We start from the raw sequence: 11,660 nt of genomic DNA, 5'->3' as shown, positions 1-11,660 counted from the left end.
GTCGCGCTGGGCGAGATCTGGAGGACGCGGCGTGGCCAGTCGTCCCAGGATGAAAGACGTGGCCGCGGAAGCGGGCGTGAGCGTGATGACGGTGTCCCGGGTGGTCAACGGCGAGGCCGGCGTGGCGCCCCGCACCGCCGCCCGCGTGGCGGCCGCCGTCCGCAAGCTGGGCTATCAACGCGACGACGTGGCACGGCAGTTACGGCGTACGGACCGGCTCAGCCAGACCATCGGACTGATGGTGGACAACGTTGCCGACCCCTTCATGGCCGCCGTCGCCTCGGCCACCGAGGACGTTGCCCACCGGCGCGGAAACATGGTCCTCATCGGCTCAAGCCGCGCCGATCCGCGCCGTGAACGCGAGGTCGTCGCGGCCTTCACCGCGCGCCGCGTCGACGGGCTGATCCTCACGCCGGTCGCGGGCGACCAGCGTTTTCTGCGCTCGGCGCAGGCGCGGGGCACGAAGATCGTGTGCGTGGACCGGGCGGCGCCGGGCCTGGACGTGGACACCGTGGTGGTCGACAACTTCGGCGCGGTACGGCGGGCGGTCGACCATCTGATCGCGCACGGGCACCGCCGTATCGGCTACTTCGGCGACCGGCGGGAGATCTGGACCTTCGGCGAACGCCACCGCGGCTATCTGGCGGCGCTCGGCGCGGCGGGCATCGACGCCGATCCGGCGCTCGCCCGGCACGGATTGCGGTCCGGCGCGGATGCCGCCCGGGCCGTCACCGCGATCCTCTCCGCACCGGAGCCACCGACGGCGGTCCTCGCGGGCAACGAGGTCCTCGCGCTGGGGGTGCTGGCCGTGCTGCCCGCGACGGTCGCGTTCATCGCCTTCGACGACATCGCGCTCGCCGCGCGGTTGACGCCACCGGTCACGGTCATCGCGCAGGATCCGGTCGCCCTCGCGACGAGCGCCGCGCATCTGCTGTTCGCCCGGATCCACGGGGACACGTCACCGCCGCGCCGGGTCGTCATGCCGACCGAGCTGATCCCGCGCGGGTCGGGGGAGATCCCGGGCCCCGGCACGCCTCGGCGCTGACGACTCCCGGCCCCCGTCCCGCGTACGGTTCCGGTGGTTACGCGCGAGGCCGCTCGAAGGTGAGGAGCAGACCCTCGACCGCGCCGGGACCTATGCGGCCCTTGACGTCGGCGGCGGTGATGGCCTTGAGGCCCCAGCCGTCCTCGGCGTGCTTGTTGAGGACCTTCTCCAGCTTGTCGCTGTCCAGCGCGTCGCCGATCAGCGACTCCCGGAAGCTGACGACCTTGTACTCGAACGTGTAGGCGTTGCTCATGGCTGCGGTGTCCTCCTGTGCGTGCGCACGGTGTGCGGCGGGCGGGGTCAGCCAATCATGGCGGGGCGTTCCCGCGCAGGCCGGGGGTGGTTTCGTGGCAGAGCCGCCAACTGGACCCGGAGCGCCGGGAGTTGTCCGGCCCCGGCGTCGAAAGGGTGCCGGTGGGCAGGTGATCACGCGGCGCCACGGCGGTCGTGTCACCCCGGACACGGCGGCCCGGGGCCGTAGCGTGACCGCAGACTCGCGCTGACGCGAACGGATCCCATGGAGGTGCGATGTGCTGGAGTGCGAAGGCCGACCTCGTGGCGGGCGCGGCGGTCGCCGCCGTAGGAGTGGCCTGTGTGGTGCGGGCGCGGCGGCGGACCGATCTCCCGCTGGCCGCGCTGCCGTTGCTGCTGGGTGCCCATCAGATCGTGGAGTCCGCGGTGTGGGCCGCCGACGGGGGCACCGGGCCCGCCACCCTCGCCTGGGCCGTCATCGCCATGCCGCTGCTCGCGTTGTGGGTCCCGGTGGGCGTGTGGTGCGCCGCGTCACCGAGGGCCCGGCCCCGGATCGCCGTGCTGGTCGCGCTCGGCGCGGCGACCGCGGCGGCCCTCGCCCACGCCCTCGCCGCACACCCCGTGACGGCCGAGATCCGCGGCCACACCCTCGGCTACGTCGTCGACCTTCCCTACGCCCAACTGGTCATCGCCGGCTACCTCGTGGCGACGGTCGGCTCGCTGCTCCTGTCCGGTGAGCGCGGCCTGGTGGTGATGGGAGTCCTGGTCACGGTCGGCGCGCTGATCTGCTGGACCCTGTGGGAGCTGGAGTTCGTCTCGACGTGGTGCGCGGTCGCGGCGGTGTCCTCGGTGGTCCTGTTCCTCTGGGTGAACGGGCGGGAGGAGGATCCGCGGAAGCGGGGCTACGTCAGTGTGGCGCGCGGCGGGTCCAGAGAGTGAGGTCGCTGCTCGTGGCGACGGCGAGGGTCCGGCCGGAGGGCGAGAAGCCGGCGGCGCGCAACTCCGAGTAGTGGACGTCGAAGACGTGCCACCAGGTCTCGCCGGGTTGTCCCTGGCGGAACCCGCGGCCCGTCGAGAGGAAGGCCCGCTCGTGCGGCCACTCGGGGCTGACGACGTCCACGGTCCAGCGGACGAGATCCGGGTGCTCGTCGAGCGGTGTCCAAGTCGCCCCGCGCGCTAAGTCGTTGGTGTCATCCGATGCTCTCGGGTTGGATGGCTCCATGGAGCGTGTCGACGTAGAGCTGTTCACTGACGGTGGGAACGATGCCGTGGTCCGTCTCCCCGGACGCCGGTTTCCCGGTGTGCTGATCCAGGGGGACTCCCTTCACATCCTCCGCAGCGATGTGGCCGAGGTGGTGGAGGCCTGCGGCCGGGGCGACCTCGCCGACGCGGGGGAGTCCGCGGAACTGCTGCTGGCGGGACTCGACGCTCTGCTGGCCCGCTACTCCACCGCGTTGGAGAACCATGGGATGAAGCGGCCGTACTGAGCGCGGCCGACCGCTTCCTGCCGTCCGCTTCCTGCCGCCCGCGCTCACACCTCCCGGTGCTCGATCCCCAGCAGGCTCGCCGCCGCCCGGAAGTCGCCCGTGTGATGGCCCAGCGCGAGGGACCAGTGGTGGCCCACGCCCGTCGCGCTCCACGCGTCCACCCACTCGCCGGGGTCACGGCCGAAGTCGACACGGCTGGTGGTGTTGCCGATCGCGAGCAGCGGTCCGGGGACGACGGTGCCCTCGGACGTGATGAACGACAGGGTGCCGTCGGCGTCCTGGCCGAGGCCGAGGAGGGTGACGGGCCCGTGCTGGACGTCGAACTCCACGCTGACGCCCCAGCCGCGCTTGCCGTGGTAGACGCCCAGGCCGCGCAGCAGCGGGTCGCGGGCGCTGACGGCCAGGTGGGCGGGTCCGTCGTGGCCCATCTCCACCACGCCGTCCTCGAAGTCGAGGGCCTGGATCTCGGTGAAGGATCCCCCGGCCCCGATGCTCTGCGTCGTCAACTGGGCCAGGCTGGTGCGGAGTTCGTACTCGCCGGCGGCCGGCACGCCCCGGGCGGTGAGCAGCGAGGCGCCCAGGATCATGCCGGCGCCGAGCCGTTCGTGCGCCTCGCCGTCGAGGCCCCGGTGGTAGTAGGCGAGGGTGTCGAGGCCGAAGTCCTCGACGAGCCGGTCGAGGGCGACGGACACGGTCGCTCCCCACGCGAAGTCCTCGTCGACCACGCTGTCGTCCACGGCGAAGATGCGCCGGGCGAGGTCTGTGCGCTCACGGGTCTCGGCCTCGCTGACCCGCTCGACCCGATGCCGTAGATCGTCGAACTCCAGCACCTCGACATGCGAGCCGAACGTCGCCGGCAGCAGCGTCAGATCGGTCGACACGTCGAGCATGCCCGGATACAGATGTCCCATCAGACCGTGCCGGGCGTGCCGGAGCGCGGCCCGTACCCCCGCCGCCCGGATCCACTGCTCGATGCGCCGCCAGGCCGACTCCTGACGCAGCCAGCCCGACACCGACCGGAAGGGGATGCCGGCCCGCCGGAACACGTTGCCGACCTCGGGCACCGGGCACTGTCCGCAGTAGGCGAGCCAGGCTCCCGTGTCGAAGGAGGCGTGGTCCATCCGCTCGGACGGCTGGAGGTCGATGACCAGGACGGGAGTGTGCGAGCGCTGGGCGATCGGCAGCACCATCGACGAGGTCAGGTACGTCGTCAGGAACAGCACGATCAAGTCGCAGTCCGCCCGCCGCAGTTGCTCGGCCGCTGCCGCCCCTTCCGCCGCGTCGGAGATGAAACCGACGTCGGTCACCTCCGCGTCCATCCGCTGGAAACGCTCGGCGACGTACGCGGACGACTCCTTCAACTGCGGGAGCAGATCTGGGAATTGGGGCCAGTAGGCGCCGAGGCCACCCGCCACGAGGCCGATGCGGGTACGGCGGCGGGACACCGGGGGGAGCAACTCGCGCAGGGCGGCGGCGCGTTCCGCGGTCACGGTCGTGGGGTCGGTCGTCGTCATGCGGGGTGTTCCTTCCGGGTTCCGGCGTGGATTCAGGTGCGGGCCACGCCGAGTCCCTTGACCGGAGCGGTCGTTGTCTCGGGGGAACGCCGGATGAGGACATGGATGACGTACACACCCGCGACCCCCGACGCCGCCATGCAGAGCGTGATCAACCACAGCAGGAGCGACGCGCTGTAGTCCATCAGCGCCGGCGTGACGAACGCGACGCCCGCGAAGACCCCGCGCGACAGGGCGTAGGTGAGGCCCTGGGTGGTGCCGCGGGTGTCCGGGGGCAGCGTGAGCTGCGACCAGACCTTGTAACTGGCCTCGCCGGCAAAGGGGTTGGAGATCTGGTACAGCACGAAGAAGACCAGCATGCCGGCGAGCGCGCCGGCCGTGACGGAGGCGATGCAGAAGGCCACCACCTGCACGACCGTGAAGACGTAGAACAGCCGGTCGCGCCAAGGGGTGTCGGCGAGCCGGACGAAGACGAAGGTCAGGACCAGCGCGATCGGCAGGAAGGCCAGGTTGATCCCGGTGGCCAGGCTCTGCGAGGCACCGCTGACGGTGACCAGCAGGTACGTGCCGAACTGGCCGAAGGTGTTGGCGCCGATGCCCCAGGTGACGTAGTAGACGAAGGTCGCGGCCATCGGCAGCAGCGCGGCGCGGTTCCACACGTTCTTGAGCTCGATGCCGCGCGGTGCCGCGTTCTCCTCTGCAGTCGACTCCGGTTGCTCGTCCGGCAGTTCGAGCCGGGCGCGGAGCTGCCAGGTGACCAGCGCGGCGACGACCAGATGGCCGGTGATGAACCGGGCCCCGGTCATTCCGGTGTCCGACAGGACGTAGCCGAGGAAGATCACGACGACGATGCCCAGCACCCACATGACCTGGGTGAACGACACGAGCCGCGCCCGGCCCTCGGGCGGCGCGGCGTCCGAGACGACGGCCAGGGACGTCGGCAGGTCGGCACCGGCGGCCAGCCCCGCGATGAGCACGCCGACGAAGAGGACGATGTCGTTCGGCGCCAGAGTGATGACGATCGCGCCGATCGCGTAGCAGAGGATGTCCAGGTTGTAGACGCGACGGCGCCCGAACATGTCGGCGAGCCGTCCACCGACGAGGGAGCCGACCGCGATGCAGCCGGTGACGATCGCGCTGATCGCCCCGGCCATCCACACGCCCATGTCGTAACTGTCGCGGTAGATCGCCAGGTTGACGGCGATGCTGACGATGAGCGCGGCGTCGAGGTAGGAGGCCATGCCCGAGAGGGCCGCGACCTTCCACAGGTGCTTCGGGATGGGCTGTTCCGCGTGTTCCGGTGCAGGTGAGAATCGGATCATGATGCGGCTCCTCGCGGCTCTGGGCCGGGGTCGCAGTGAATATAGGGTTCAAAAAACGTTCCAACAAGCCCTCGTGCACGTATCCGTCACGCGTACGGGGCAATCAGGGTCTGCCTCCTTCCCGCGCCGTGGATCCGGTGCCAACATCGCAGGTGGCGGACGCCTGAGCCGACCTAAAACGTTTTTTGAGCCGCGAGGGCGACCGAGCCGCACTCGGAAGGACCAACATCGTGATCTCGCCCGCGCTCCAGCAGCTCTTCGACGCCCCGCCCCGGGACTTCGGCCCCACCCCGCTGTGGTGGTGGTCGGGCGCCGAGGTCACCCGTGAGCGCCTCGACTGGCAGATGCGCAGATTCGCGGACGGCGGCATCCACAACCTCGTCGTCATCAACCTGGCCCCGGCCGGCCCGGCCTTCGGCGCCCGGACGGACAACCCGCCGTGGTTCGGCGAGGAGTGGTGGTCCCGCTTCACCGACGCCTGCCGGATCGCCCGGGACATCGGCACCCGCCTGTGGTTCTACGACCAGATCGGCTTCTCCGGCGCCAACGTCCAGGGCACGGTCACCCGACACCACCCCGAGGCCACCGGCCGTGCCCTGCGCTCCCGCACGGCCACCGTCACCGGCGGCACGGTCGCGTTGCGCGGAGCCGAAAGCCTCGTCGCCGCCTACGACTTGACGGGCCGTCGGCTCGCCGTGGCACCCGACTCCGGCCTCCTGCGGATTCCGGCCGCCGAGGGGACGGACGTACGGCTGGTCGTCGCCGTCCGCACGGCCTTCGACTACCTGGACCCGCACGCCGTGGGTCTGCTGCTGGACGCCGTCCACCACGAGTACGACCGGCGCGTCCCCGAGTTCCTGGGCAATGTGATCGCGGGCAGCTTCCAGGACGAGTTGCCCGGCACGAACTCCTGGAGCCACCGCTTCCCCGACGAGTTCCGCGCCCGTCGCGGCTACGACCTCCTCGACCATCTGCCCGCCCTCTTCGGCCAGTTGACCGCCCGCGCGGCGAAGATCCGCGCCGACTACTACGCGGTCCGCGCCGAACTCACCGAAGAGGCCCTCTTCAAGCCCCTGGCCGCCTGGCACCACGAACGCGGCATGCTCATCGGAGCCGATCAGAGCAACCCGGCGCGGGCGGGCTTCCCGGCCCAGTCGACGCAGATCTACACCGACTACTTCCGCACCCACCGCTGGTACGGCGCCGTCGGCAGCGACCACGAAGGCGACTCCAAAGTCCACTCCTCCATGGCCCAGCTCTACGGCCACGAGCGCGTCTGGATCGAGGCGTTCCACTCCTCCGGCTGGGGCGGCACACCGGCGGACACCTACGACTGGCTCCTGCCGTTCCTGCGCAGCGGCGCCAACCTGTACAACCCGCACGCCAGTTACTTCGGCACCGCGGGTGGCTGGTTCGAGTGGGCGCCGCCGTCCACCGACTGGCGCCAGCCCTACTGGCAGCAGTACCCGGCGTTCTCCCGCGCCGTCGCCCGGATCTGCTCGATCATGTCCTGGGGCACCTACAGCGCCGATGTCGCGGTCCTGCACCCCACCGCCACCATGCAGTCCCTCATCCCGCTGGACGCCCCCGTCCAGCACTTCGGCGACGGCCGCCTCGGCGACGACCACGCCGACGCCGACGAGACACAGCGCCACTATCTGGACCTGTGCGGCACGAACAACTGGGTCGACCCGCACACCGGTTCACTGGACCGACGCCGCAGCTCCTACGACGTCATCGACGACGCGTCCGTGCAGCGCGCCACGGCCACCGAAGGAGCCCTGCGGGTAAGGGACTTGGCGTATCGCGCGGTGCTGCTGCCCTCGACGAGCGTGCTGGAGGAGGAGACCGCACGGCGCCTGGTCCAACTCCTCGACGCGGGCGGCCGGGTGGTGGTCGTGGGCCGTCCGCCCGCGACGGCGGCCGGTCGGGCCGGTGACGACTCCGTCGTCACGGCCCTGCTGAAGCACCCACGACTGGAGCGGGCGAGCGACGCCGAGGCCGGAGCGGCGACAGTGGCAGACCTCGCCGGTCACGCCACCGGCGAGACGCCGATCCTCGTGAGGAGAAAGGGAGTTGAGGCGGTCGCCCTGGTGACGGGCGCCTTCCCCGACGCCCGGACGCTGCCGGGAAACGCCGACCATGTGGCGGACCCCGCGCGCTACGCCCGCCACTCGACCGTCACCGTGCGCGCCCCGGTCGCCGAGGCCGAGATCTGGAACCCGGCGACCGGCGCCCGCAGTCCGGCCCAAGTCACCGTCTCCGAGGGCCGTTCGACCATCGAGGTGCCACTGGAGGGAGCCCCCGCCGTCCTCGTCGTATGGCGCGAAGGCGCTCCGCAGACACGGCGGACGGCTGCGCCGACTCCCCTTCCGGAGCGGGTGATCGACCTCTCGACCGGTTGGGAGGGGCGTCTGGTTCCCACCATGGACAACACCTGGGGAGACATGGCGCTGCCCCCGGGCTCGTCCGTCGCCGAACCGCAGATCTGGACCATGGAGTGGTCCGAGACGGACGGGCCCGACGCGCGTGGGGAGCGGACCCGGGCGACCTACGGCAACCGGGTCCAAGTCCTCTCTCCGGTGCCGTCCGCCCATGCCCCCGATCCACTCGACGGGCCCCGAGTCGAAAAGGTCCTCGCCGGTGAACTGCCCCTCACGCCCGCCGAGTCGGGCTGGCGCGTCTCGCTCTACTCGTCGAGCCGTGGCATCCCGGACCCTGACGGTCTGCTCGGCAACAAGGGCCTGGTGCCCGAGGAGTTCGTACGGGTCCCCGTGCCCGGGCCCGGAACGGTCGCCCGGGTCCGTTCGATCGTGGAGACGGACCACCGCGGCCCCGCCGATCTGCACATCGGTGCGGCGGCCGCGAAGCGCGTGTGGTGGAACGGCGAGCGACTCGACACCACCGGTACCGGATATCTCGCCACCGCCCGTGTAGGGATCGGCAGTTCGCGCAACCTCCTCGAATACGAGCTGGCGGACGCCGAGGACAGGCCGAGACTGATCTCCGGCTCGGCGGGCACACCGCTGGGCAGCTACTTCTGCCTGACCCGCCCGGACGGGTTCGGCACGCGTCCGCAGTTCATGTGTCTCCCCGAGGATGTACGGCCGTCCGGCGGCGTGACGTATCGAGGTGCGCTGCACGGCCCTGGTCCGGCGGTACTTGTCGTGGGCGCGGCGGTGGGCGTGACCGTGCTGCTCGACGGGGTGGTCGTCGCGCGGCAGGAGAAGGTGGAGTACTACGAGTCCGACTGGGGCGCGGTGCCGATGTTCTTCCGGCACGAACTCGCCCTCGGAGAGGGCGAACACGCCCTGGAGGTGGTGGCCGACGCCGTCCATCCACGCGAGGCGCTGTTCGTCGACTGCGTGGTGCGTGCGGAGAGTGTCGTGAACTCGCTGGTGAGCGGCGCCGGTTGGGAGGCCGGGACGGGGGAGTGGCGTGGCCGCACCGTCGAACACGAGGGCCGGTGGGGGGAGTTGCAGCACTGCTACGCGGCCGTACGACCGCACCCGTTGCCGGACACCGAGTGGCTCACCGGCGCGCCGGTGCTCGCCGCCGCCGTACTGCCGCTGCGGGCCACGGACAGCGTGCGCGAACGCGCCCAGCGTTTCCGGTTCACCGTGCCACCGGGCACCGAATCGCTTGACCTGCCACTGGAGTTGCCCGCGCTGGTACGGATCGGCGACGGTACCGGGACGCGGCTCGACGGGCGGACCCTGACACTGGACCGACCGCTCCCGGAGGCCACGGAGGTCGAGGTCGTCACCGCGCCCACGGCCGTACTGCGGGGCGGCTCCGCCTGGCGCGGACCGGTACGGGTGCGGACCGCACCCGCTCAACTGCCGCTGGGCGAGTGGAGTTTGCTGGGGCTGGGAAGCTGGAGCGGTGGTGTCACGTACGCGCGAGAGGTGGAGGTACCGGCTGGGCCGGACCCGGTGCTGGATCTCGGGCGGGTGCGGGGGAGTGTGTCGGTCGCCCTCGACGGGGAGCCGGTCGGAGAGGCGTTCTGCCCGCCGTACCGTTTCCAACTCCCGGGTGCCGCAGGGCGGTTGGTGCGACTGGAGGTGACGGTCAACAACACCCTGGCGCCGTATCTCGCCGAAGCCACCCCGACCGCCTGGGCCTTCCCGTCGCAGCTCGCTTCGGGGTTGATGGGGCCGGTGACGCTACGGGTTCGCGGCTGACAGTGGCCGGGTGGAGTCCCGAAGGACGAGGTCGGGGGCGAACACCCTTGTCTCATGGGCGTGTTCGGCGCGGGCCTCCACCTCGTCGAGCAGCATCCCCACGGCCGCTCTGCCGAGTTCCTCGACGGGTTGCCGGACCGTCGTCAGGGTCGTGCCGACGAAGCTCGCGATGTCGAGGTCGCCGTAGCCGACGACCTGTATCTCCTCGGGTATGCGGACACCCCGTTCGCCCAGCCCGCGGCAGAGGCCGGCGGCGAGGAAGTCGTTGGTGCAGAAGACGGCGTCGGGCAGTTCGTCGAGTCCGCGGGCCATCTCCAGGCCGTAGGACACCGTCATCTCGTCGGCGACGAGTTGGCGGACCCGTGCCTCGCGCCGGGTGCGGACGGCCTGGCGGGCGCCCTGGTAGCGGTCGGCGCACTGCACGATTCCGCGCTCGCCGTTCACGACGAGAATGTCGCGGGCTCCGCAGTCCAGGAGGTGCTGCACGGCGATCCGGCCGCCGGCGATGTCATCGACCGAGACGGAACAGCCGTCCTGGGCCGGCAGCGCGCGGTCCGCGAGGACCAGCGGGATGCCGCGCTCGCGCAGCCGGGTGAGCCGGGTGGGGTCGGCGCCGAGCGGCACGACCACCGCGCCCACGGCCCGCTGCTCGATCAGCATCGTGAAGTAGCCCTCCTCCCGCTCGGGGGCGTCACCGCTGTCGCAGAGCACGAGGGAGTAACCGTGGTCGTAGGCCGCGTCCGCCGCGCCCCGGGCGATGCGGGAGTAGAACGAATTGGCCACGTCGGGCAGCACCAGGCCGATCGAGGACGAGTGCCCGGTGCGCAGCCCGGCGGCTCCCGGATGCGGGACGTAGTCCAGCGCGGCGACCGCGTCACGGACCCGTTCGGCGGTGCGGGCGTTGACCCGCTCGGGCCGGTTCAGGACGTTCGACACCGTGGACACCGAGACGCCTGCGGCGGCCGCGACATCCTGAATACGGGCGGGGCGGACCTGAATGGCGCCCACCCCCCTCGCTGTGACAGCCGTGCGACCAGGCACGACGCGGTTCCCATGGGCGGCGTCAGTCTACCCCGACGGGTGTTGCAACGTTTTCCGCCGGGTGCCTCGGGGAGCTGGGGGCCGTGGCCAAATCGGCCTGTGATCAACAGGGTTAACATGGAGTTATGGCTGAGGGTTCCGGAGCCGATGCTCCGAGCGAGGGCAACCGCCCGCTGAGGCGCGATGCCGCCCTCAACCGGGAGAAGATCCTGCGTGCGGCGCGGGAGGTGTTCGGCCAGCACGGGCTGGGGGTCACGCTCGACGACGTGGCCCGGCACGCGGGGGTCGGGGTCGGCACCGTGTACCGGCGCTTCCCCGACAAGGAGACCCTGGTACGGGCGCTGTTCGAGCAGGATCTCGGGATGCGGCAGGCGTCCGTGGAGCGGGCACTCGCTCACCCCGATCCGTGGGAAGGGTTCGTGGACTTCCTGACGGAGATGGGGGCCGACCTCGCCGAGAACCGTGGCCTGCATGAAGTCATCATGTTGGGGAGCCACAGTTCCGAGCCCATGGAGACGGTGCGGGGCGGGATGCTCCCCTTCCTGGAGGCCCTGATCCACCGGGCACAGGAGAGCGGGGATCTGCGTGCGGAGATCACTCCCTCCGACATTCCCGTCGTCGTGCAGATGCTCAGTGCCGCCAGTCAGTTCACCCAGGGCAAGCGGCCCGATGTCTGGCACCGGTACTTCGAGATCATTCTCAACGGCATCCGGCAGCGTCCCGACAACCTGCCGCTGACGACACCGAGTTTGAGCAACGAGACGGTGGAACAGGTGATGGGTCTGGTCAGGCCCGCCTCCGTAGAGGAGGAGTAG

At 71.0% G+C, this 11,660-nt stretch carries 9 protein-coding genes and 1 pseudogene; 5 read left to right on the top strand and 5 right to left on the bottom strand.

Annotated elements, in window-relative coordinates:
• Positions 1 to 49 precede the first annotated feature (49 nt).
• Positions 50 to 1,045: a LacI family DNA-binding transcriptional regulator gene (locus ACIRRY_RS28940; RefSeq protein WP_403977926.1), complete on the top strand. Its 996-nt coding sequence runs from the start codon at positions 50 to 52 to the stop codon at positions 1,043 to 1,045.
• A 37-nt stretch (positions 1,046 to 1,082) separates the two neighbouring features.
• Here ACIRRY_RS28940 and ACIRRY_RS28935 read toward each other — a convergent pair whose 3' ends face one another.
• The gene (locus tag ACIRRY_RS28935; protein WP_019056094.1) at positions 1,083 to 1,298 is read right to left on the bottom strand and encodes a DUF4177 domain-containing protein; all 216 of its coding nucleotides are present in this window, start codon (positions 1,296 to 1,298) and stop codon (positions 1,083 to 1,085) included.
• Positions 1,299 to 1,573: 275 nt separating this feature from the next.
• On the opposite strand from ACIRRY_RS28935, the gene ACIRRY_RS28930 reads away from it, so the two are divergent.
• Positions 1,574 to 2,236, top strand: a complete 663-nt coding sequence (locus ACIRRY_RS28930) for a DUF6629 family protein (protein ID WP_403977923.1) — start codon at positions 1,574 to 1,576, stop codon at positions 2,234 to 2,236.
• Here ACIRRY_RS28930 and ACIRRY_RS28925 read toward each other — a convergent pair.
• Positions 2,205 to 2,423: pseudogene (locus tag ACIRRY_RS28925) on the bottom strand (hypothetical protein); the annotation flags it as partial. The gene ACIRRY_RS28930 and the pseudogene ACIRRY_RS28925 overlap by 32 nt on opposite strands.
• A 94-nt stretch (positions 2,424 to 2,517) precedes the next feature.
• Here ACIRRY_RS28925 and ACIRRY_RS28920 point away from each other — a divergent pair.
• Positions 2,518 to 2,784 carry a DUF6959 family protein gene (locus ACIRRY_RS28920; RefSeq protein ID WP_403977920.1) on the top strand — a complete coding sequence of 89 codons (267 nt, stop codon included), beginning with the start codon at positions 2,518 to 2,520 and terminating at the stop codon, positions 2,782 to 2,784.
• A 44-nt stretch (positions 2,785 to 2,828) separates the two neighbouring features.
• Here the strand turns inward: ACIRRY_RS28920 and ACIRRY_RS28915 are convergent, their stop codons facing one another.
• Both ACIRRY_RS28915 and ACIRRY_RS28910 read right to left on the bottom strand, forming a co-directional pair.
• The gene (locus ACIRRY_RS28915; RefSeq protein ID WP_403977918.1) at positions 2,829 to 4,298 is read right to left on the bottom strand and encodes an arabinose isomerase; all 1,470 of its coding nucleotides are present in this window, start codon (positions 4,296 to 4,298) and stop codon (positions 2,829 to 2,831) included.
• 32 nt (positions 4,299 to 4,330) lie between these two features.
• On the bottom strand, positions 4,331 to 5,620 hold the full coding sequence (locus ACIRRY_RS28910) for an MFS transporter (protein WP_403977915.1): 1,290 nt from the start codon (positions 5,618 to 5,620) through the stop codon (positions 4,331 to 4,333).
• A 230-nt stretch (positions 5,621 to 5,850) separates the two neighbouring features.
• Here ACIRRY_RS28910 and ACIRRY_RS28905 point away from each other — a divergent pair, with 230 nt between their 5' ends.
• Positions 5,851 to 9,804: a glycosyl hydrolase gene (locus ACIRRY_RS28905; RefSeq protein WP_403977912.1), complete on the top strand. Its 3,954-nt coding sequence runs from the start codon at positions 5,851 to 5,853 to the stop codon at positions 9,802 to 9,804.
• On the opposite strand, the gene ACIRRY_RS28900 is transcribed toward ACIRRY_RS28905, so the two are convergent.
• Positions 9,787 to 10,812, bottom strand: a complete 1,026-nt coding sequence (locus ACIRRY_RS28900; protein WP_403977909.1) for a LacI family DNA-binding transcriptional regulator — start codon at positions 10,810 to 10,812, stop codon at positions 9,787 to 9,789. The two genes, ACIRRY_RS28905 and ACIRRY_RS28900, sit on opposite strands and share 18 nt — an antisense overlap.
• 158 nt (positions 10,813 to 10,970) lie before the next feature.
• Between ACIRRY_RS28900 and ACIRRY_RS28895 the strand changes: the two genes are divergently transcribed.
• Positions 10,971 to 11,660 (top strand): TetR/AcrR family transcriptional regulator, encoded by a 690-nt coding sequence (locus ACIRRY_RS28895; RefSeq protein ID WP_403977906.1) that lies wholly within the window; start codon positions 10,971 to 10,973, stop codon positions 11,658 to 11,660.

It is taken from the genome of Streptomyces sp. NPDC101776 (genome assembly GCF_044766845.1).
Classification (GTDB): domain Bacteria; phylum Actinomycetota; class Actinomycetes; order Streptomycetales; family Streptomycetaceae; genus Streptomyces.
This window is presented reverse-complemented; position numbering and strand designations above follow the sequence as displayed.